At 58.2% G+C, this 21,798-nt stretch carries 21 protein-coding genes; 12 read left to right on the top strand and 9 right to left on the bottom strand.

The features are described from left to right. Window positions 1-491 precede the first annotated feature (491 nt). Complete coding sequence (yaaA, locus tag KUF73_RS29595; protein ID WP_218441491.1) at window positions 492-1,271, bottom strand: peroxide stress protein YaaA; 780 nt, start codon at window positions 1,269-1,271, stop codon at window positions 492-494. Window positions 1,272-1,505: 234 nt separating this feature from the next. Between yaaA and KUF73_RS29600 the strand changes: the two genes are divergently transcribed. The 6 genes from KUF73_RS29600 (at window position 1,506) to KUF73_RS29625 (ending at window position 6,858) form a co-directional block, all read left to right on the top strand. Further along, on the top strand, window positions 1,506-2,630 hold the full coding sequence (locus KUF73_RS29600) for a polysaccharide deacetylase family protein (protein WP_218441492.1): 1,125 nt from the start codon (window positions 1,506-1,508) through the stop codon (window positions 2,628-2,630). A 338-nt stretch (window positions 2,631-2,968) separates the two neighbouring features. Continuing rightward, on the top strand, window positions 2,969-4,363 hold the full coding sequence (locus tag KUF73_RS29605) for a PhoH family protein (protein WP_218441493.1): 1,395 nt from the start codon (window positions 2,969-2,971) through the stop codon (window positions 4,361-4,363). Window positions 4,364-4,606: 243 nt separating this feature from the next. Continuing rightward, window positions 4,607-5,080, top strand: coding sequence for a cyclic pyranopterin monophosphate synthase MoaC (gene moaC / locus KUF73_RS29610; protein WP_218441494.1), 474 nt, complete (start codon window positions 4,607-4,609; stop codon window positions 5,078-5,080). Then, entirely contained in the window at window positions 5,077-5,319 is a 243-nt protein-coding gene (gene moaD, locus KUF73_RS29615) for a molybdopterin converting factor subunit 1 (protein WP_218441495.1), read from the top strand. Before moaC ends, moaD begins: the two co-directional genes overlap by 4 nt. A gap of 3 nt (window positions 5,320-5,322) precedes the next feature. Next, complete coding sequence (gene moaE / locus KUF73_RS29620; RefSeq protein WP_218441496.1) at window positions 5,323-5,775, top strand: molybdopterin synthase catalytic subunit MoaE; 453 nt, start codon at window positions 5,323-5,325, stop codon at window positions 5,773-5,775. Between the two features lie 306 nt (window positions 5,776-6,081). Beyond that, window positions 6,082-6,858, top strand: coding sequence for an ABC transporter substrate-binding protein (locus KUF73_RS29625; protein ID WP_218441497.1), 777 nt, complete (start codon window positions 6,082-6,084; stop codon window positions 6,856-6,858). 93 nt (window positions 6,859-6,951) lie between these two features. Here the strand turns inward: KUF73_RS29625 and KUF73_RS29630 are convergent, their stop codons facing one another. From KUF73_RS29630 to KUF73_RS29650, 5 genes are all read right to left on the bottom strand, one after another. Next, window positions 6,952-7,593, bottom strand: coding sequence for a transcriptional regulator (locus KUF73_RS29630; protein WP_218441498.1), 642 nt, complete (start codon window positions 7,591-7,593; stop codon window positions 6,952-6,954). A 91-nt stretch (window positions 7,594-7,684) separates the two neighbouring features. Continuing rightward, window positions 7,685-8,812 carry an FAD-binding oxidoreductase gene (locus tag KUF73_RS29635; protein WP_218441499.1) on the bottom strand — a complete coding sequence of 376 codons (1,128 nt, stop codon included), beginning with the start codon at window positions 8,810-8,812 and terminating at the stop codon, window positions 7,685-7,687. A 143-nt stretch (window positions 8,813-8,955) separates the two neighbouring features. Next, entirely contained in the window at window positions 8,956-9,903 is a 948-nt protein-coding gene (locus KUF73_RS29640) for an ornithine cyclodeaminase family protein (RefSeq protein ID WP_218441500.1), read from the bottom strand. Window positions 9,904-10,041: 138 nt separating this feature from the next. Continuing rightward, window positions 10,042-11,529, bottom strand: coding sequence for an ATP-dependent RNA helicase RhlB (gene rhlB / locus KUF73_RS29645; protein WP_218441501.1), 1,488 nt, complete (start codon window positions 11,527-11,529; stop codon window positions 10,042-10,044). Window positions 11,530-11,627: 98 nt separating this feature from the next. After that, entirely contained in the window at window positions 11,628-12,284 is a 657-nt protein-coding gene (locus KUF73_RS29650; protein ID WP_218441502.1) for an alpha/beta hydrolase, read from the bottom strand. Window positions 12,285-12,752: 468 nt separating this feature from the next. Between KUF73_RS29650 and KUF73_RS29655 the strand changes: the two genes are divergently transcribed. The 6 genes from KUF73_RS29655 to KUF73_RS29680 all read left to right on the top strand — a co-directional run bounded on the left by KUF73_RS29655 (window position 12,753) and on the right by KUF73_RS29680 (window position 19,088). Beyond that, window positions 12,753-13,784 (top strand): amino acid ABC transporter substrate-binding protein, encoded by a 1,032-nt coding sequence (locus tag KUF73_RS29655; protein WP_218441503.1) that lies wholly within the window; start codon window positions 12,753-12,755, stop codon window positions 13,782-13,784. A 65-nt stretch (window positions 13,785-13,849) separates the two neighbouring features. Next, a complete protein-coding gene (locus KUF73_RS29660) occupies window positions 13,850-15,031 on the top strand; it encodes an amino acid ABC transporter permease (RefSeq protein ID WP_218441504.1) in 1,182 nt (393 codons plus the stop codon). A gap of 10 nt (window positions 15,032-15,041) precedes the next feature. Then, window positions 15,042-16,139: an amino acid ABC transporter permease gene (locus KUF73_RS29665; RefSeq protein ID WP_218441505.1), complete on the top strand. Its 1,098-nt coding sequence runs from the start codon at window positions 15,042-15,044 to the stop codon at window positions 16,137-16,139. 10 nt (window positions 16,140-16,149) lie between these two features. Then, a complete protein-coding gene (locus KUF73_RS29670; protein WP_010444394.1) occupies window positions 16,150-16,914 on the top strand; it encodes an amino acid ABC transporter ATP-binding protein in 765 nt (254 codons plus the stop codon). A 223-nt stretch (window positions 16,915-17,137) separates the two neighbouring features. Beyond that, window positions 17,138-17,797, top strand: a complete 660-nt coding sequence (locus KUF73_RS29675) for a FadR/GntR family transcriptional regulator (RefSeq protein ID WP_218441506.1) — start codon at window positions 17,138-17,140, stop codon at window positions 17,795-17,797. Then, on the top strand, window positions 17,787-19,088 hold the full coding sequence (locus KUF73_RS29680) for a CynX/NimT family MFS transporter (protein ID WP_218441507.1): 1,302 nt from the start codon (window positions 17,787-17,789) through the stop codon (window positions 19,086-19,088). The genes KUF73_RS29675 and KUF73_RS29680 overlap by 11 nt, the downstream gene beginning before the upstream one ends. Before the next feature lie 133 nt (window positions 19,089-19,221). On the opposite strand, the gene KUF73_RS29685 is transcribed toward KUF73_RS29680, so the two are convergent. From KUF73_RS29685 to KUF73_RS29695, 3 genes are all read right to left on the bottom strand, one after another. Continuing rightward, the gene (locus KUF73_RS29685; RefSeq protein WP_218441508.1) at window positions 19,222-19,836 is read right to left on the bottom strand and encodes a DUF1120 domain-containing protein; all 615 of its coding nucleotides are present in this window, start codon (window positions 19,834-19,836) and stop codon (window positions 19,222-19,224) included. 119 nt (window positions 19,837-19,955) lie between these two features. Continuing rightward, window positions 19,956-20,570, bottom strand: a complete 615-nt coding sequence (locus KUF73_RS29690) for a DUF1120 domain-containing protein (RefSeq protein ID WP_218441509.1) — start codon at window positions 20,568-20,570, stop codon at window positions 19,956-19,958. A gap of 83 nt (window positions 20,571-20,653) precedes the next feature. Beyond that, window positions 20,654-21,796, bottom strand: a complete 1,143-nt coding sequence (locus KUF73_RS29695; protein ID WP_218441510.1) for a DUF1120 domain-containing protein — start codon at window positions 21,794-21,796, stop codon at window positions 20,654-20,656. Between the last annotated feature and the right edge of the window lie 2 nt (window positions 21,797-21,798).

The following is a 21,798-nucleotide window of genomic DNA, read 5'->3' on the forward strand; positions in this document are numbered from 1 at the left end:
TGTAGGGGATAGTCATCAAGCGTTATCTCCTGTCCGTCGTATGTTGCCCAAATCAGTGATTAGTCAGCACAAGTTGTTGTGACAACTTTGCTACATGGATCTCTGCTCTGCGTAAGTTATCTCGTACAAACACGTTGAGAATCGTTACCGGTGGTATGAGCGGTGCATTTGGACATAGTTCCAGTCCACCCATCGTGAATTCTGAAATTTCTTGAAATATTGAGAAAGATGGCACTGCTTTCATATTGATAGCACTTGCCGTTTCGCCCTTTATATATAGGCGGATTATCGGAGGGGATAGTTTTTTGCCACTACTGATAAAAATTTTCAGTGCCACTACTGAAAAAAATGATCGAAGTCGAGTGAAACTAAAGTTAGAAAATTGACCGATGTGTTTTTGGCGTCATAAAAATGGCGAAATAGGCGGGGGATTCGAGGGTTCTCAATGACCGACGCATGATCGATTCAAACGTCATGCGCCGATCCGATGCTCACTCTGGTGCGTGGTCGCGCAGGAACACCAGGTTGTCCGGTTTAGACTGCTCGGCGCTGTAGCGATAGCCTTGCACGTCGAACTGCTTGAGGGCGGCCGGGTCGTTGATACGCTCTTCAATGACGAAGCGACTCATCATGCCGCGAGCCTTTTTCGCGTAGAAACTGATGATCTTGTACTGGCCGTTTTTCAGGTCCTTGAACTCGGTGTTGATGATGCGCGCGTTCAGGGCGCTGCGTTTGACCGCCGAGAAGTACTCGTTGGAGGCCAGGTTCAGCAGCACGTCGTCACCTTGGTCAACCAGGGCTTCGTTCAGCCATTCACTGATCCGCGTGCCCCAGAACGCATACAGGTCCTTGCCACGGGCATTGGCCAGTTTGGTGCCCATTTCCAGGCGATACGGCATCATCAGGTCCAGCGGGCGCAGCAGGCCGTACAGGCCGGAGAGCATGCGCATATGCTGCTGGGCGTAATCGAAATCGGCTTCGCTGAAGGTTTGTGCGTTCAGCCCGGTGTACACATCGCCCTTGAACGCCAGCAATGCCTGCTTGGCGTTGGCCGGGGTGAATGCCGGTGTCCAGCTGCCGAAACGCGCGGCGTTGAGCCCGCCGATCTTGTCGGAGACGTGCATCAACTCGCTGATCTGCGCCGGCGTCAGGTCGCGCAATTGCAAAATCAGTTCCTGGGAATGGTCGAGGTACTGCGGCTGGGTAAAGCGTTGGGTCGCCGGCGGTGTTTCGTAATCGAGGGTTTTGGCGGGTGAAATCACCATCAGCATGAAGTCGTCTCCTTTAATCGTAGGGGCGATTCTAGGGGGTTGTTCGTGTTGACTCCAGCTATAGGGGTAATAGGTGATCGGTGGTTTGTGGGACAAGATCGCAGCCTCGCTTCGCTCGACAGCTCCTACAGGTGCAAGCCGATTCAAGTAGGCGCTGTCTCGCAGCGCGAGGCTGCGATCTTTTGATCTACCCGCGATATAGTGCCGCGCGGGTTTTGTTATGGAGACATCCCATTGCGTATCGTTTTTCTAATCTCGGCCTGGCTCCTGAGCTTTGGTGCCATGGCGGCACCCGGTGACGTGGCGACCCTTGATCGCAGCACCTGGCCCGAGCAACTGAGCAACCCGACGCTGTTCGACGTCGCGTCGCGTGCTGAAATCCTCATGTTCGCCCGTGTGCTGCTGGCGAGTGAAGCCCTGGACGAACCGGCACTGGCCCAGCGCCTGGGCTTGCGCACGATCAACATGGAGTCGATCAACCATGTTCGCCAGCGCCTGTGGCAGCGCCTGCTGAGCAACTACAACTTCGCCCAGCAAAGTTGCGATCAGGATGCCTCCTTCTGTTTCCTGGTCGAGGACATGCCGACCCTGCGCGAGCAAGCCGGTAAAATCCAGATCAGCGAAGACAGCTACTACATCAAGTGGGCCGAGCCGAGTCGCCTGTTTCATGCCCAGTACCTGGACGAGCAACTGCGCAAGGCCGCACTGTTTCCGCAAGCCAGCAGCGAAATCGATCGTTTTGGCGACTTTGAGCGCAACGGTGATGAAATGAACGACCGGTTGTTTCTGCTGACCTTCGACAGCGCCGCGAACGCTATACCGGACAACACGGCCTGGGTCACTGAGTACCTGCGCAAGTCGAACATGAGCGGCACCTTCTTCGTTCTCGGCAAGGATATTCAGGCGCGCCTGGCCGAGCGTTCGGTCGCCAGCCTGCAATCGACGTATTCAATGCAGTGCGTCGGCGTGCAGGGCTGGGAGTTCCGGTCTCACAGCCACTGGCAGGACTGGCAGGACTCGGTGAGGCGCAGCGTAGAACTGGTGAAAAGCAAACTGCCGGAAAACTACGTGCCACTGTTCCGTCCGCCTGATGGGCAGCGACGTTCGGATGCCGAGAGCTTCTTCAAGTCTCAGGGCTTGCAGGTGGCGCTGTGGGACATTGATGCGCAGGATGGTGCCGGCAAGCTCAAAGGCAACCAGAGCGCGCAACGGGTGCTGACCTTGATGCTGCTGTGGCGTCACGGGGTGATCAACTTCAATGTGAAGCAGGACGGGGTGAAAACAGCGATGCCTTGGCTGATTACGCAAACGGCGCAAAGCGGGATCGGTTGGGAGGACTGCCAGGACGGGTTTCGATGAAAACGAAAAAGCCCCGAAAACATTGGGTGCGGGGCGATTTTGAGAGGGGTTTTGCTGCAGGTTGACTTCCGACTGTAAACGGGTGATGGCAGTCCGCCAAGCGCTTTTCGTCACTCTGAAAAATAAACTTCAAAAAAACGTCAAAGTGCTTTTTTCTGTCATGTGTTTTGGAGTATTACGAAGACAGACCGCCGAAACCTGCAACACAGGTGGCGTCTTCCAAGACCCTACTTGTTGCTTGCAATCACTTGAGTCCCCGCAGGTGAATTCGGCGGCCACTTCGAGGCGCAGCACCGCCAAGGTATTGCGTCGAATGGCTCCCACAAAGGTGACCGAGTATGGATGATCACGGACGTAGCTCTTCTTCCAACCAGCCAATCCTTTATGTACTCGATACCAACGTATTGATTCACGATCCAAACGCGCTGCTCAATTTCGAAGAACACCACGTCGCCATCCCGATGACCGTGCTTGAAGAGCTCGACAAGCTCAAGAGCGGGCATCACAGCGTTGCTGCCGAATGCCGCCAGGCCATTCGCCTGATCGACAAGACCCTGGGCGATGCCTCTCCCGAGGACGTCGAACAAGGCGTGCCGATCCAGCGGGGCAAGAGCGGGCCGAAGGGTTTGCTGTCAATTCTGATGAGCAAGCGAGCCGAACCGAACATCATTCTGCCCGAGCACCTGAACGACAACATCATCATCAACCAGTTGATCGACCTGCACGCACGCGATCCGAAACTGCCCGTGGTGCTGGTCACCAAAGACATCAACATGCGCCTCAAAGCCCGCGCCTGTGGGATCGCGGCCGAGGATTACAGCACTGACCAACTGGTCGACGACGTATCATTGCTGCCTAACGGCTACCACAATATGACCGGCTCCTTCTGGGACCTCGTGAGCAAGGTCGAAACCCGTCAGGATCACGGCCGCACCTGGCATCAGGTGAAGCTGATCGACAACCTGCCGGCGGTGCATATCAACGAGTTCATCATTGATGAGCAAGGGTTTGTCGGCTGGATCAAGGAGATCGACGAAGACAAGCTGCTGATTCTTGACCTGCACCAGGAACCGCTGTTGCATCAGGAAGCCTGGGGCTTGAAACCGCGTGACATCTACCAGAGCCTGGCGCTATACGCCTTGCTCGATCCGGACATCCATTTGGTCAACCTGTCCGGTGCTGCCGGTTCCGGTAAAACCATCCTGGCACTGGCGGCGGCGATTGAGCAGACCATGGTCAGCAAGCGCTATCGCCGCATTATCGCCACCCGCAGCGTGCAGGGCCTGGATCAGGAGATCGGCTTCCTGCCCGGCACCGAAGCGGAAAAAATGGAGCCGTGGCTGGGCGCTATCACCGACAACCTCGAAGCCTTGCACATGGATGACGAAAGCACCCATGGCAGCGTTGATTACATCCTCAGCAAAGTGCCGTTGCAGTTCAAATCCCTCAACTACATCCGGGGCCGCAGCTTCCAGCAGAGCCTGATCCTGATCGATGAATGCCAGAACCTCACCCCGCACCAGATGAAAACCATCATCACCCGTGCCGGCGCTGGTTCCAAAGTGGTGTGCCTGGGCAACCTGGCGCAGATCGACACCCCTTACCTTTCCGCGACCAGTTCCGGGCTGACGTACCTGACCGAACGCTTCAAGGATTTCCCTAACGGTGTACACATCACCCTGCAAGGGGTGCCACGTTCGATTCTGGCTGAATACGCGGAATCGCACCTGTAAGCCTCACCGAAACCGGGCGTCCGCAAGGTCGCCCGGTTTTTTTACGCCCGACACAAACCCATGTAGGAGCTGCCGAAGGCTGCGAGCTTTTGATCTTAAAAATCAAAAGATCGCAGCCTTCGGCAGCTCCTACGGGAGACGGTGCCGACCGTGCGTACACGGGATTGTGGTGATTGGATAATCTCGCGTGCGGAAAATTGACCCGCAGGTTTACAATCGGCGCTCCTGATCAGGAGTAATCCCGTGCTGACTCATCTCGATTCCCAAGGCCGCGCCAACATGGTCGACGTCACCGAAAAAGCTGTGACGTTCCGTGAAGCGACGGCCCAAGCGCTGGTGCGCATGCTGCCCGAAACCCTGCAGATGATCGTCAGCGGCGGTCACCCCAAGGGTGATGTGTTTGCCGTGGCGCGCATTGCCGGCATTCAGGCGGCGAAGAAAACCAGCGATCTGATTCCGCTGTGCCATCCGCTGATGCTGACCGGCGTTAAAGTTGAACTCAGTGCCGAAGGTGATGACAGCGTGCGCATCGTGGCGCGCTGCAAGTTGTCCGGGCAGACCGGCGTCGAGATGGAAGCCCTGACAGCCGCGAGTATTGCCGCGCTGACCATCTACGACATGTGCAAGGCCGTTGATCGCGGCATGACCATTGAAAGCGTAAAGCTGCTGGAAAAGGTCGGCGGCAAGAGCGGTCATTTCCAGGCGGACCCGGCATGAACATCACCGTGAAGTTTTTCGCCCGTTACCGTGAAGCGCTGGGCGTGGATTCAGTGAAGGTTGAAGGCCACTTCGCCACCGTCAACGACGTGCGAGCGCTGCTGGCACAACGTGACGGCGCCGAGGTGTTGAGCGAGCAGAACCTGATGTGTGCCCGCAACGAAGACCTCTGTCAGCTCGACGAGCCGGTGAGCGATGGTGATGAAGTGGCGTTTTTCCCAACCGTGACCGGGGGCTGAGCCATGGCGATTCGCGTGCAGTCCACGGCATTCGATCCGGGTGCCGAAGTCAACGCCATGCATGCGGCCAATGTCGGCGTCGGTGCAGTGGTGAGTTTTGTCGGCTACGTGCGCGACTTCAATGACGGGCTCGACGTGGCCGGGATGTTCCTCGAACACTATCCGGGCATGACCGAAAAGGCCCTCGGCAAAATCGCCATCGAAGCCGAACAGCGCTGGCCGTTGCTCAAGCTCGAAGTGTTGCATCGCATTGGCGCCCTGGAACCGGGTGAACCGATTGTCTTTGTCGGCGCCGCCAGTGCCCATCGCCAGGCAGCGTTCGACGCCTGCGCCTTTGTCATGGATTACCTGAAAACCCGCGCGCCGTTCTGGAAAAAGGAAAACACCAGCGACGGGCCGCGTTGGGTCGAGGGTCGTGACAGCGATCATGCGGCGGCGGATCGCTGGAAGAAGTAATTCCTGCGCTGTTCTTTCGTTCGTCATCGCGGGCAAGCCCGCTTCCACAAGTTTGGTGGTGTACATACATTTTGTGTATGACTCGGACACTGTGGAAGCGGGCTTGCCCGCGATGAGGCCATCTGCATCACCCAATAATCTCCTGACTCACCACCCGACCATCGGCCCGGGTCAATTCTGTTTGCCCAATTGACGAATAATACATAAAAGTCCAATATGGAATTATAAGTACAAAAAAGGCTTTCCCCCCGTTTCAGCTCTTTCTTCTGTCTTGCAAAACCAACAACAACCCGCGAGAGAACGAACATGAAGAAGTTTCCCCTCATCACCGGTCTGGCCCTGAGCCTGTTGGCGTGCAGTAGCCTGTTTGCCGCCGAGAAAACCCTGCGCATCGGTATCGAAGCGGCTTACCCGCCGTTTGCCTCCAAGACGGATCAAGGCGAAATCGTCGGTTTCGACTATGACATCGGCAATGCCCTGTGCGCGCAGATGAAGGTCAAGTGTGTGTGGGTTGAAGGTGAGTTCGACGGTCTGATTCCTTCCTTGAAAGTGAAGAAAATCGACATGGCGCTGTCGTCCATGACCATCAATGACGACCGCAAAAAGTCGGTGGATTTCACCCACAAGTACTACTTCACTTCATCGCGTCTTGTGATGAAGGACGGCGCGGTGGTGGATGACCAATACGCGAGCCTCAAGGGCAAGACCGTCGGCGTACAGCGCGCGACTACTACCGACCGTTATGCCACCGAGGTGTTCGAACCCAAGGGCATCAACGTCAAGCGTTACGGCAACAACGAAGAGATCTACATGGATTTGGCAGCCGGTCGCCTGGATGCGATTTTTGCTGACACCATTCCGCTGAATGACTTTCTGTCGATGCCTCGCGGCAAAGGCTACGCGTTTGTCGGGCCAGAGCTGAAAGACCCGAAATACGTGGGCGAGGGTGCCGGGATTGCGGTGCGCAAGGGCAATACCGAATTGGTGTCTGAGTTGAACACCGCGATCGATGGCATTCGTGCCAATGGCGAGTACCAGAAGATTTCCGACAAGTACTTCAAGTCCGATATCTACGGCGACTGATCGATAACAGATCGCAGCCTCGTTTCACTCGACAGCTCCTACAGGTAGACACGATCCCTGTAGGAGCTGCCGCAGGCTGCGATCTTTTGATCTTCAGCCTTTCAATTCCTTCAAATGCTTGTACACCGTCGCCCGTCCCATGTTCAGCACATTGGCCACATAGTTCGATGCGCTTTTACCCTTGAAGGCACCCTCGGCGTGCAATGCCAGCACCAGCTCGCGTTTGTGATCACGGGTCAGCAGGTTCAGGCTCAACTGCCGCTCGCGCAGCCAGTTGTGCAGGAAGGTGTTGATCCGCTCCTGCCAGTCGTCGCGAAACAGTGAGTCCGGTTGTGGGATCAGCTTGCTCGGCGACAGAAAAAGATCCAGCGCAGCCTTGGCATTCTCAAACAGCGAAATATTCAGATTGATGCACAACACTGCCACCGCATGATCCTCACGGTCGCGCAGCACGGTGCTGACGCTGCGAATCTTCTGACCATCCCAATTAAGCTTTTCGTACGGCCCGATGTTTCGATCGCTGACATCGTCACTGAGCATGTCCTCCAGCGCCGAATCATCGCCGATCACGCGTTTCGACAGGTTGTTGGCGATGTAGTCGACCTTTTGCGAGCGCAGGTCGTGCAGCACCACTTCGGCGTGAGGAAAGAACAGCGTGGCGATGGCATCGGCAATCGCCCGGAAGTTATCCAGGGACGCGTCGTTCAGGGCCGGGTCTTTTTCGGGGGCATTCATACGGTGGGGCTCCGGGCAGCGTCAGCGCCCCGTAAAACGGGGCGCTGAAAGTGTGCCGCAATCGTGACGGCGCGTCACCTGAGGACTTGTGTCAGGCCAGGCGGGCAGGGGAGAGCATGTTGGCGTCGAGGCCGAAGCGCGTGAGTTGCTCGGGCAGGGCTTCACCACGTACCAGCGCGGCGCTGGCCTGGCCCATGGCCGGTGAGGTCTGAATGCCATAACCGCCTTGAGCCGCGACCCAGAACAACCCCGGAACCTGTGGATCGAAACCCGACAGCAAGTCGCCATCGCTGACGAAACTGCGCAGGCCCGCCCAGGTACGGGTCGGACGGCGGATGGTCAGGGTCGTGGCTTCTTCGATCTGGTAAATGCCCATGGCGATGTCCAGTTCTTCTGGCTGCACATCGTGGGGTTCCACCGGGTCGGCGTTGGCCGGCGAACCGAGGAACATCCCGGCATCGGGTTTCATGTAAAAGGATTCGTCGAGGCTGACCAGCATCGGCCAATGGTGAATGTCCACGCCCTCGGGGCCGGCGAAGATGAACGCGGCGCGGCGCTTGGGTTGCAGGCCCAGCGGTTTGGCACCCGCCAGTTCGCCGATTTTGTCGGCCCAGGCGCCGGCAGCGTTGATGATGATCGGCGCGCTGAAGGTCTGGGTGCTGGTCTGCACGTGCCACACGCCTTCGGCATCCCGGCTCAGGCCCTGTACTTCGCAATCGGTCTGCACTTCACCGTTGTTGCGGCGAATTCCGCGCAGATAACCCTGATGCAGCGCGTCAGTGTCGATGTCGCTGGCAGTCGGATCGTAAATCGCACCGTGGACTTTTTCGCGGCGCAGGATCGGCAGGCGCACGCAGGCTTCTTCGGCGCTGAGTAATTGCATCTCCGGCACCGTGGCTTTTGCGCTCAGGTATTGATTGTTCAGCTCGGCCGGGTCACCGGTGAAGTCCACGGTCATTTCGCCGCGCGGGGTCAGTAGCGGGTGTTCGCAGAAACCGGCGGGCGGGGTATCGAAAAAATCGCGGCTGGCCTGGGTCAGCGCGCGAACCTGCGGCGTGCCGTAGGCGGCGGTGAACAATGCGGCCGAGCGTCCGGTGGAGTGATAGGCCGGGTGGGATTCGCGTTCGAGCACCAGCACACGCCCGTGCTGCGACAGCCAGAAACCGGTGGAAGCGCCGGCAATTCCGCCGCCGATGATGATGAAGTCTGCCTGGCTCATGAACGTCTCCAGTAATGATATCGATAACCCCTTGTAGGAGCTGTCGAGGAAACGAGGCTGCGATCTTTTGATCTTTTTTTAAGATCAAAGTCAAAAGATCGCAGCCTCGTTTCACTCGACAGCTCCTACAGGGGGATGTGGTGTCAGGGCTGCAGGCGGTAGATCGCGTTGGCCAGCGCAATGTCTTCCAGGCCCAGGCCGATGGAGCGGAAGAACACATGGCGGTCGTAGTCAGGACGCTGCACCTTGTTGCTGAGCAGATCGGGCAGGTCGCCGACAATCGCGTTTTTATCCCAGCCATGCTGTTCGCCGGCAATCAGCATTTCACCGGCTGAGCCCGGGGTGGTCAAACGGTAGTCGCAGAACACCTGCATGGCATTGAGGCTCTGTGGCGGAACTTCGTGGGCGCGCGGGGCGTTGGTGCTGATGGAGGTGATCAGCGCCGGTTTGCTCAGAGTGGACGGGTCCATCACCGGGCCGGCGGATGAGGTGCAGAGCATGATCACGTCGGCGTCCTGGATGGCGGCCTCGCGACTCTGCGCGATGGTCAGGCGTGGGTCTAGGCTTCTGATTTGCGCCTGGTCTTCTGCACTGGCCTCGGTCAGGCCCGGCGAATACAGGCTGATGCTCTGCCAGTCACGCAGCCCCTTCACATAGTGCACGTGGGCTTGGGCCACTTTGCCGCCGCCAATGATCGCCAGGCGAGTCGCTCTCGTCGGCGCAAGGGCGTCGATGGCCACGGCTGTGGTCGCGGCGGTGCGCGCGACGGTGAGTTCACCGGCATCGCAAAGCAGTAGCGGCTGGCCGGTCTGCGTCGACATCAGCAAGGTCCAGGCAGTGACCAGCGGCCCTTGGTCACGCACGATGTAAGGTGAAGTCTTGACTCCGTACACGCCATCTCCGGCCAGCACGCCCAGGTAGTTGATGAAATCCCCGGCACCCTGTGGGAATTCCACCAATTGCTGCGCCGGTTGCACCGCTTGGCCCCCGGCCAGGTCGCGGAACATTTTGCGCAGGATCTGCGGTACATCGACCTGCGTCAGCAACTCGCGAGCCTGGGATTGATTGATCACATAAGGGGTGCTGGGCATGGTCGGCTCCGGAGCGGCATGTAAACTAATTTGTCCATTATGGACTTTTAGTTCTATCGAGCAAGCCCTTGTTGAAAAAGCCAGGCGAAAAAAAAGCGCAGTCCGTTTCCGGCTGCGCCTCTTTGTGCAAGTCCTCCGTTACGGACGCTTGCGCTCAACCGCCCGCAGCAGATGCGTCGGTGGTGTTTCACAACTGATCTTGCGACCCAGCAACGTCTCGATAGACGGTAGCTGGTACGAATCGTCTTCACCGGCAAAACTGATGGACACGCCATCGGCACCGGCGCGACCGGTACGACCGATGCGGTGCACGTAGTCGTCCGGGACTTCCGGCAAGGTGAAGTTGATCACGTGGCTGATGCCGTCGATGTGGATACCACGACCGGCAACGTCGGTGGCGACCAGTACGCGAATCTTGCCTTCGCGGAAGCCTTCCAGGGTCTTGATGCGCTTGTGTTGCGGCACGTCGCCAGACAACTGCGCGGCGTTGATGCCGTCGCGCACCAGGCGTTCTTCGATGCGCCGCACTTCATCCTTGCGGTTGGCGAAAACGATCACTCGCTCCCAGCCGTTATCGTTGACCAGGTTGTAGAGCAGTTTGTATTTGTCGGCACCGGCCACCGCGTAGATGTGCTGCTCGACGTTTTCGCTGGCCACGTTCTGCGACTCGATCTCGACGATCGCCGGTTCTGTGGTCCATTGCTTGGCCAGGTTCATCACGTCTTCGGTGAAGGTCGCGGAGAACAGCAGCGTCTGACGCTCGTTCTTCGGCGGGGTCTGGCGAATGATCTGACGTACTTGCGGGATGAAACCCATGTCGAGCATGCGGTCGGCTTCGTCCAGCACCATGACTTCGACCATGTCCAGATGCACATCGCCGCGCTGGTTGAAGTCGAGCAAGCGACCCGGTGTGGCGACGAGGATGTCGCAGTGACGGGCTTCGAGGTGCTTGAGTTGCTTGTCGAAGTCCATGCCGCCAACAAACGTCATGACGTTGAGGCCGGTGTACTTGGTCAGGTCGGCTGCGTCCTTGGCGATCTGCACCACCAGTTCACGGGTCGGCGCGATGATCAGCGCCCGAGGTTCGCCCATGTAACGTTCTTTCGGCGGTGGCGTTTGCAGCAGTTGGGTGATGATCGAGATCAGGAACGCAGCGGTTTTGCCGGTGCCGGTCTGGGCACGACCGATGGCGTCTTTGCCTGCGAGGGTAAAGCCCAGCACCTGAGCCTGGATCGGCGTGCAATACGGAAAGCCCAGGTCCTGGATGGCGTGCATCAGTTCGGGGGCGAGTTTGAAATCGTGGAAGCGGGTTTTGCCTTCCTGGGGTTCGACGACGAAGTCTTCGAGTTTCCACGGGATAACCGGGGCTTTTGGCTTCGGTTCGCGGCGCGGTTTGGCAGGTTTTGGTGCTTCGCTGCGTGGTTGCTCGACGGCGGTTTCCACAACAGGTTGAACGGCCGGCGCGGTCGACGGCTCGTGTTTTGGTGCCGCTACGGTGGCGGCCCGGCCAGGCTGATGACCGTCGGTGCGGTGGCTGGGAGTGTGAGACGGAGCGCTGGGGACTGGCGCGAGTTGCTCAGTCTCGCTTTTACCGAACATTTTCTTGAGTGCTTTGAGCACGGTCATCTCATCAATTGGTTAAGGAATGTACGCCGGCCAGTGTAATGCAAGAATCGGGCGCGGCGTAGTGGGATGGATCAAAGGGCGTTTTTAAAGGCGAACACTCAACGCAAGCGCTCGGTGAGCCAGACGCCGATGTCGCGAATCTCCTCGGGTAACACTTCGTGGCCCATTGGGTATTCCTGCCATGTCACGGTGACACCACGCTGCTTCAAATGCTCATAGGCGGTCCGGCCCATCGAGTTCTGCACCACGTCGTCGTACTGACCGTGCAATGACAACACCGGAATGCGTTGCTGACTGGCGGACAATTCCAGCTCATCGCTGAAGGTCGGTGCATAAGTAGAGAGGGCAAGTACGCCACCCAGCGGTCCCTGCCATTGCAGGAACGCGGTGTGAAACGCCACGGCACCACCCTGGGAAAAACCGGCCAGAAAGATCCGCGAGGCGTCTATTCCGATGGCTCGCTGTACTTCGATCAAATTTATGATTCTGCGCGACGACTCTTCCAGCTGATCGCGATTGATCGCCCGCGCGGGGCTCATGGCCAATATGTCGTACCAGCTCGGCATCTCGTAGCCACCATTAATAGTGACAGCACAGGTCGGTGCCTGAGGGAGAACGAAGCGGGTGGTCAGCAAGGTTTCCTGCAGGGCTTCAGCGACTGGCAGGAAGTCATAGCGATCGGCACCCAGGCCGTGCAGCCATATTACGCAGGCGTCTGCGGGCTTGACGGGTTCAAGAATCAGGGGCTCGGTCATGGCTGCTCCAATGTTGTGCGTGCGCTCTCATTAAGTGCGAGGTCTGAGGGCGCGTCTGGTTGATCCGTTAAGAAGATGTCGCAAGGCTACAAGTTTTGCTATTGACCTGTGGCTGAACCGCTTAAGCGCCAGGTGTGGTACGGGCTTTGCTATGAGGAAGCTTGTATGAAAAATCCCACGTCTGTCGGTAACACTATCAGGCCATTGTTGGCAGTGGGATAGCAAAAAATCCGGTAATGGATGTTCGCCAGTGGCCGCTACGGGCTTCGCGAACGTGAAAGGGCTACAGCCCGTTCGGCCGATTGGTGAGAAGTGAGTTGTCCATTGTGTGGATTTTCTCCTACTAGACTCATGGCTACGGTCCTAAGTCGATTGACCCTAAAAAAAGCCAACACGGGTCAACAACGCCTCAAAAGGGTGCGACTGGACTCACGCTCCGACACAACAAGAGCAAAACTGGAGGTTTGAATGAAGATGTTGAAATCCACCCTGGCCGTCGTGACTGCAGCCGCAGTACTTGGCGTCAGTGGGTTCGCTCAGGCGGGCGCGACCCTGGATGCAGTGCAGAAGAAAGGTTTCGTACAGTGCGGCGTCAGTGACGGCCTGCCTGGTTTCTCGGTTCCGGATTCTACCGGCAAGATCGTTGGTATCGATGCTGACTACTGCCGTGCTGTGGCCGCTGCCGTCTTCGGCGACGCGACCAAGGTCAAGTTCAGTCAGTTGAACGCCAAAGAGCGCTTCACCGCGCTGCAGTCGGGCGAAATCGACATCCTGTCGCGCAACACCACCATGACCAGCTCCCGTGACGCTGGCATGGGTCTGAAATTCCCTGGCTTCATCACTTACTACGACGGCATCGGCTTCCTGGTAAACAACAAACTGGGCGTCAAGAGCGCCAAGGAACTGGACGGCGCGACCATCTGCATCCAGGCCGGTACTACCACCGAGCTGAACGTTTCCGACTACTTCCGTGGCAACAATCTGAAGTACACCCCGATCACTTTCGACACCTCCGATGAAAGCGCCAAGTCGCTGGAATCCGGTCGTTGCGACGTGCTGACTTCCGACAAGTCCCAACTGTTCGCCCAGCGCAGCAAGCTGGCTTCGCCGAAAGACTACGTCGTTCTGCCGGAAACCATCTCCAAAGAACCACTGGGTCCAGTCGTGCGTAACGGCGACGACGAGTGGCTGGCAATCGTGCGCTGGGTTGGCTACGCCATGCTCAACGCTGAAGAAGCCGGTGTGACGTCGAAAAACGTCGAAGCTGAAGCCAAGGGCACCAAGAACCCGGACGTTGCTCGTCTGCTGGGTACCGACGGTGAATACGGCAAAGACCTGAAAGTGAAAAAAGACTGGGTTGTCCAGATCGTCAAACAGGTCGGCAACTACGGCGAAGTGTTCGAGAAAAACCTCGGCAAGGGCACTCCGCTGGAAATCGACCGCGGGCTGAACGCCTTGTGGAACGCTGGCGGCATTCAATACGCACCACCAGTGCGCTGATGGTTCTATCACCCGGTAGGCCAACTGCCGGGTGATGTTCTGTTCCATTCTTTGCGGGGCACTTCATGCAAAATTCAATCGGCGCACCAAAGCAGAGGCTCAGCCTCAGCGATCCAAAAGTGCGTGCGTGGCTATTTCAGATCATCACCATTGTGGCGGTGGTCTCCATGGGCTGGTATCTGTTCGATAACACCCAGACCAACCTTCAGCACCGGGGCATTACCTCGGGCTTCAGTTTTCTGGAGCGCAGTGCCGGTTTCGGCATCGCTCAACACCTGATCGACTACACCGAATCGGACACGTATGCCCGGGTGTTTGTCATCGGCTTGCTCAACACGTTGCTGGTGACGGTCATCGGCGTGATCCTGGCGACGATCCTCGGTTTCATCGTCGGCGTATCACGGCTGTCGAAGAACTGGATCATCTGCAAACTGGCAACGGTGTACGTGGAAGTTTTCCGTAACATTCCGCCGCTGCTGCAAATCCTGTTCTGGTACTTCGCGGTGTTCCTGACAATGCCGGGGCCGCGCAACAGCCACAACTTCGGCGACACCTTCTTCGTCAGCGCTCGTGGCCTGAACATGCCGGCCGCGTTGGCGGCGGACGGTTTCTGGCCGTTTGTGGTCAGCGTTGTCGTGGCCATTGTCGCCATCGTCCTGATGAGCCGCTGGGCCAACAAACGCTTCGAAGCCACCGGTGTGCCCTTTCACAAGTTCTGGACTGGCCTGGCGCTGCTCCTGGTGATCCCGGCACTGTGCGCGTTGATCTTCGGCGCACCGCTGCATTGGGAAATGCCAAAGCTGCAAGGTTTCAACTTCGTCGGTGGCTGGGTACTGATCCCGGAACTGCTGGCCTTGACCCTTGCGCTCACCGTGTACACCGCGGCGTTCATCGCCGAGATCGTGCGTTCGGGCATCAAGTCCGTCAGCCACGGCCAGACCGAAGCGGCCCATTCGCTGGGCCTGCGCAACGGTCCGACCCTGCGCAAAGTGATCATCCCGCAAGCCCTGCGCGTGATCATTCCACCGCTGACCAGCCAATACCTGAACCTGGCGAAGAACTCCTCGCTGGCGGCCGGTATCGGTTATCCGGAAATGGTTTCGCTGTTCGCAGGGACCGTGCTGAACCAGACCGGGCAGGCGATCGAGGTGATTGCGATCACCATGAGCGTGTACCTGGCGATCAGTATCAGCATTTCCCTGTTGATGAACTGGTACAACAAGCGCATTGCGCTGATCGAGCGGTAAGGAAAAGCGCATGAGTACTCATATTTTCAAACCTGACATGCCGCCACCGACCAAAGTCTTCGGGCCGATGGCATGGATGCGCGCGAACATGTTCTCCAGCTGGCTCAACACCGTGCTGACCCTGTTCGCGTTCTACCTGATCTACCTGGTGGTGCCGCCGATCCTGCATTGGGCGATCCTCGACGCCAACTGGGTTGGCACCACGCGCGCCGACTGCACCAAGGAAGGCGCCTGCTGGGTGTTTATCCAACAGCGCTTCGGCCAGTTCATGTACGGCTATTACCCGCCGGAACTGCGCTGGCGCGTAGACCTGACCGTGTGGCTGGCGGTCATTGGCGTGGCACCGCTGTTCATCTCGCGCTTCCACCGTAAAGCGGTGTATGGCCTGAGCTTTCTGGTGGCGTACCCGATCATTGCCTACTTCCTGTTGCATGGCGGCCTCTTCGGCCTGACCCAAGTGGCGACCAGCCAATGGGGTGGCCTGATGCTGACCCTGGTGATCGCCACCGTCGGTATTGCCGGTGCGTTGCCGCTGGGGATTGTCCTGGCGCTGGGCCGTCGTTCGAACATGCCGGCAATTCGGGTGGTCTGCGTGACCTTCATCGAATTCTGGCGCGGCGTGCCGTTGATCACGGTGCTGTTCATGTCCTCGGTGATGCTGCCGTTGTTCCTGCCTGAAGGCATGAACTTCGACAAACTGCTGCGGGCGCTGATCGGCGTGATCCTGTTCCAGTCGGCCTATGTTGCCGAAGTGGTGCGTGGCGGTCTGCAAGCGATCCCTAAAGGTCAGTACGAAGCAGCCGCGGCGATGGGCCTGGGTTACTGGCGCAGCATGGGCCTGGTGATTTTGCCGCAAGCCCTGAAGCTGGTAATTCCTGGCATCGTTAACACCTTCATTGCCCTGTTCAAGGACACCAGCCTGGTGATCATCATCGGCCTGTTCGACTTGCTCAACAGCGTCAAGCAAGCCGCCGCCGACCCGAAATGGCTGGGCATGGCCACCGAAGGCTACGTGTTCGCCGCCCTGGTGTTCTGGATTTTCTGTTTTGGTATGTCGCGCTACTCCATGCATTTGGAACGTAAGCTCGACACTGGCCACAAGCGTTAGGAGTTCTTTTATGAGCGAAGCAATCAAACAGCCTGTGAGCCCTGAAGGCATTATTCAGATGCAGGGCGTGAACAAGTGGTACGGCCAGTTCCACGTACTCAAAGACATCAATCTGAACGTCAAGCAGGGCGAGCGTATCGTCCTGTGCGGCCCGTCGGGTTCCGGCAAATCCACTACCATCCGCTGCCTCAACCGTCTGGAAGAGCACCAGCAGGGCCGTATCGTGGTCGATGGCGTGGAACTGACCAACGACCTCAAGCAGATCGAAGCGATCCGCCGCGAAGTCGGCATGGTGTTCCAGCACTTCAACCTGTTCCCGCACCTGACCATTTTGCAGAACTGCACCCTGGCGCCGATGTGGGTGCGCAAGATGCCCAAGCGCAAAGCCGAGGAAATCGCCATGCACTACCTGGAACGCGTACGCATTCCGGAGCAGGCGCATAAGTTTCCGGGGCAACTGTCCGGTGGCCAGCAGCAGCGTGTGGCGATTGCCCGCGCGCTGTGCATGAAACCGAAAATCATGCTGTTCGACGAACCGACTTCGGCACTCGACCCCGAGATGGTGAAAGAGGTGTTGGACACTATGATCGGCCTGGCCGAAGACGGCATGACCATGCTCTGCGTCACCCACGAAATGGGCTTCGCCCGCACCGTGGCCAACCGCGTGATCTTCATGGACAAGGGCGAAATCGTCGAACAGGCCGCGCCAAACGACTTCTTCGACAACCCGCAGAACGAGCGCACCAAACTGTTCTTGAGCCAGATCCTGCATTGATCTGATTCAAGCGCTGACAAAACCCGGACCCAGTGCCGGGTTTTTTTTCGCCAACGATCCCTGTAGGAGCTGCCGCAGGCTGCGATCTTTTGATCTTTGTTTTTAAAAAGCAGATCAAAAGATCGCAGCCTGCGGCAGCTCCTACAAGGGGGTTGTGTGGATTGGCCGGGCTGACTAACATGTCAAAAAATTCATCCTATGATTGGATGAAAGGCCGAGTCTTATGTCAGATATTTCTCCATTAGTTAAACGATCCCTGGTCGATCAGGCCCTCGATCAGCTGCGTGCGCGTATCAATCAAGGCGTGTGGGCAGTCGGTCAGCGCCTGCCCACCGAACCTGAGCTATCCGCCGAACTGGGCATCAGCCGCAATACCGTACGTGAAGCCATGCGTGTGCTGGCGTTTTCCGGATTGATCGAAATCCGCCAGGGTGACGGCAGTTACTTGCGGGCGGTGGTTGATCCGCTGGATACGCTGAAAGCGCTGTCGAAGTGTTCCCTTGAACAGGCCCGCGAAACCCGGCACATCCTTGAAGTCGAGGCCATCGGCCTGGCCGCAATGCGCCGCACCGACGAAGACCTGCTGGCCTTGCGTGAAGCGCTCGGTGTGAGCGGGAGTCACTATCACGGTGATCTCGACACCTACATCGCTTGCGATCTGGTGTTCCACCGCCGTCTGGTGGACGCCGCACACAACCCCACGCTCAGCGAGTTGTATCGCTATTTCTCCACGGTCGTCGGTGCGCAATTGCGCCATTGCCTGAACGTCACGCCGCGACGCCAGGAAGTGTTTGACCTGCATATCGAACTGCTCGATGCCGTCGAGCAACGCGACCCGGAACGGGCCAAAGCCCTGTCGAGGCAACTGATCAATGAACCTTGAAACCGAGAACACCATGTCCAGCCAGAACAACACATCGCCCAAACGCACGGCGGAACTGGAAGAACTGCTGATCGACGCCGAGGCCGATGACGAAGCGGTCCAGCAAACACAGCCGGTGCTGCGGCGTCCGTGGCTGTTGTTGCTGGGGCTGATTCTGGTGGCGTTGAACCTGCGGCCGGCGCTGTCGAGCATGGCACCGTTGCTGAGTGACGTGTCGAAAAGCCTGGGTTTGTCGGCGGCCCAGGCAGGTTTGCTGACGACATTGCCGGTGCTCTGCCTCGGCCTGTTCGCCCCGTTGGCACCGGTGCTGGCCCGTCGCTTCGGCGCAGAGCGGGTCGTGCTGGGCATTCTCCTGACCCTGGCGGGCGGGATTATCTTGCGCAGTTCCTTTGGCGAAATCGGCCTGTTTGCCGGCAGCGTGCTGGCCGGTGCCAGCATCGGTGTGATCGGCGTCTTGTTGCCAGGCATCGTCAAACGCGACTTCGCCAAACAGGCCGGAGCCATGACCGGTGTCTACACCATGGCCCTGTGTCTGGGCGCGGCGATGGCGGCGGGCTCGACGGTGCCGCTGAGCGAACACTTCGACAAAAGCTGGGCTATGGGTCTTGGTTTCTGGGTGATCCCGGCGCTGATCGCGGCGATTTTCTGGTTGCCGCAAGTCGGCCAGAAACACGGTGCGCACAACGTTGCCTACCGCGTTCGCGGATTGCTGCGTGACCCGTTGGCCTGGCAAGTGACGTTGTACATGGGCCTGCAATCATCACTGGCCTACATTGTGTTCGGCTGGTTGCCGTCAATCCTGATCGGTCGCGGGCTGACGCCGACCCAGGCCGGGCTGGTCCTGTCGGGTTCGGTGATCGTGCAACTTGTCAGTTCCCTGGCGGCACCGTGGCTCGCCACGCGCGGCAAGGATCAGCGCCCGGCCATCGTGATCGTCATGGTGCTGACCCTGGCTGGTTTGTTCGGTTGCCTGTATGCACCGATCGAAGACCTTTGGGGCTGGGCGATTGTGTTGGGGCTGGGGCAGGGCGCTACGTTCAGTCTGGCGTTGACCCTGATCGTGCTGCGTTCGCGCGATTCCCACGTGGCGGCGAACCTGTCGAGCATGGCCCAGGGTTTCGGTTACACGTTGGCGTCCATGGGCCCGTTCGCGGTCGGCATCGTGCATGACTGGACCGGCGGCTGGACGGCCGTGGGCTGGATCTTCGGTGTGATTGGTCTTGGCGCGATTCTCGCCGGGCTGGGTGCCGGGCGTTCGTTGTACGTGCAGGTGGTCAGCGAGAAAATTTAGACGGGAGCGGACTCTGCACGTGGGGCAACTCAAGCGTTGCCGAACCGTCGAATGCCGCATCGCTAGTCCCGCGTTGATGCGGGGGCAGTGTTAATCAACGGCTCTGAACCCCAAGGTTCAGAGCCGTAGTTATTTACAGGTACTCAATGCCAATGGTTACTGAGCCTTCCAGGGTGACGTCGTCGGTCAGGGTCAGGCTGTCGGCACGAGCGATAAATGTGCTGATGCGAACGTCCATCGCTAGGTCCTGTATGTAAATGGGTGCGATCGGGCCGGCAGCATCGGCAACGGAGGTCCATGATCCAGGCTGTATTGGGTTTCTCGGATCCCAACTCGCGCCAGCGTCATCTGAGACGATGACTCGCACGGATTGTCCATCTGCAACGGCGTTGGATGCGTCCAAGTATACAAAGCCAATTTTCTCGTCCGCGTCGGTCAATCCCAAACCAAAATACGTGCTATTTGATGCAGTATTAGGCTGGTTATCGACTGGGTTTAGCGCGAAGAGATTCGGTGCATCACAGGCCACGGTTATTTGCAGCCGGTGAGTACCTACCTGCGTGTTACTGGTTTGATTAAGGTCCTTTGCGCGGATCTTGCCATTGTCCACCATCCCGCCACCGGACAAGCTCGGCAGGCACGCCGCCGGAGTGATGGTGCCTTTGACCGTCAGGGTATCGGTGGCGAGGGCATACGGTGCAAGGCTGATCAAAGCGGTTGCGGACAGTGCTGCGAAATACTTTTTCATTAAAGAATTCTTATTTGTTTGGCTGATTGATTACCTGGGCTAGTGCCAGGCACTACGGCTGAAGGCTGGCGGTGCTGAACCACTCGAAATGATGGCGTGAGCGGTTCAGCGAGGCGGCCTCACAGGTACTTCACTTCAAATGTCACGGAGCCATCGAGGGTGACGTCGTCGGTCAGGGTCAGGCTGTCGGCCCGGGCGATCATCGGCCGGATTTCCAGACCCAGGGTGAGCATCGCTACTTCTATCGGCGTCGAGTGGTCGGCGAGTGAAGCGACTGATAAAAGTTCACCTGGAGTCACAGAACTCGTACTGCTCCAACTTGTTCCACCATCATCCGAGAAGATAGGCTCTGCCATTACTCCGTCCGCTTGAGTGGCCAGGATTGCCGTATAAAAACCGCCCAGATTTTCGAGTGCGTTGGTCTCCCCTAAGCCGAAATAAGCGGGATTTGTTGCTGTTCCGGGTTTGTTATCGATTGGATTCAGAGCAATAGGTATAGGTGCGTCGCAGGCCACGGTTAGCTGAATCGGGTGGCTTCCTATTTGGGTTTCGGTGGTCTGATTCAGATCCTTTGCCCGGATCTTGCCGACGTCGATCATCCCGCCGCCCGACAAGCTCGGCAGGCAAGCTGCCGGCGTAATGGTGCCCGTGACAGTCAGGGTATCCGTGGCAAGCGCATAAGGCGCAAGGCTGATCAGAGCGGTTGCCGACAGTGCTGCGAAATACTTTTTCATTGATATACATCCTTTGTGGTTTTTCCCTTGCCTGCCACCAAGGCACTCAAGTGCACCCCGGTTTGAGCAAGGTCGGTTGGGTGTTACAGGTAAATAATTTCGATCGTCCCCGAGCCATCGAGATGGACGGCGTTGCTCAGGTCCAGGCTCGATGTGGGGGCGATAACGGCGTCAACGGTTACGCCAGCGCTAAGGTTCTGGATCTCGACCGGGCCTGCGGTGCTGCCGGCACTGTCGGTGAAACCCAGGTAACTTTTTGAGCCAATCGGAATCGGGCTCGAACTGGCGGTGCTCCAGGCCACGCCGCTGGTGGTGGAATCGGTTCGATACAGGCGGGTATAGCTGTCAGCGCTGGTCAGCGCCGGGTCAAATTCAAGCGAATACAGACCGATCTTGTTGTTGCGGTTATCGACGTTCAGGCCGTAGTAAATCTCGCTGTCGACCGTCGCCGAGCCCTCGCGGTTGTCCTGCATGCGCAGGGCAAAAGGAGTCGGGGCATCGCAGCTCACCCGCAGGGTCAGACTTTTGGGCGGCAGGCGGGTACTTTTGTCGGTATTCAGATCGTTTTTGTGCAGCCTGCCGAAATCGACCACTCCTCCGTTTGACAGCTCCGGTTGACACGCGGCGGGCGCGAAACTGGCGCGCAATGTGGCGGTCCGTGAGCGACCCGCCGCGACCGCATCGAACAGGCCGGTGGTTTCCCAAACGACGGCATCACGCACTTGCAATGCTTGTTCCTGAGCCCAGGCCGTCAGCACAAGCTGTGCCGAGAAGTTGTGCCCCTGAACCGCTACGCCGGCCTGAACCGGAACGATGCCATGCTCCGGTCGCCAGATCAGGCTCGACGCTGTTTCTGTGGGCACCTGACCGACACCGGCAATCAACCCCAAATCTACCGACTGACCATCGAGCACGGCATCGCCAATGCGCATTTCATAGGTGCCGCGTTCGTCGAAGCGAAAACGTTCAGCGGTCGCGGTGATGGCGCGGTAAAGCACCGTCATGTCGGTGGGTTGTGAACAATGCAAATTGAGGCTTAGCCGGCGCTCGCCCAAAGTGCGGTCTGAGGTTGCATCCTGGCGTATCGCCCGATTCATCAGACCGTAATCGAGTAGCGTCTGGCTCAGATTGAACTGGCACTCATCGGCCTGCGCCCAGGTGAGTGGCGCGAATCCACCCAGCGTCAGAGCGCCGAGGGAGAACAACAACGGGCGGGACAGTTTCATGA

This window comes from Pseudomonas sp. PD9R (genome assembly GCF_019200975.1).
Classification (GTDB): Bacteria; Pseudomonadota; Gammaproteobacteria; order Pseudomonadales; family Pseudomonadaceae; genus Aquipseudomonas.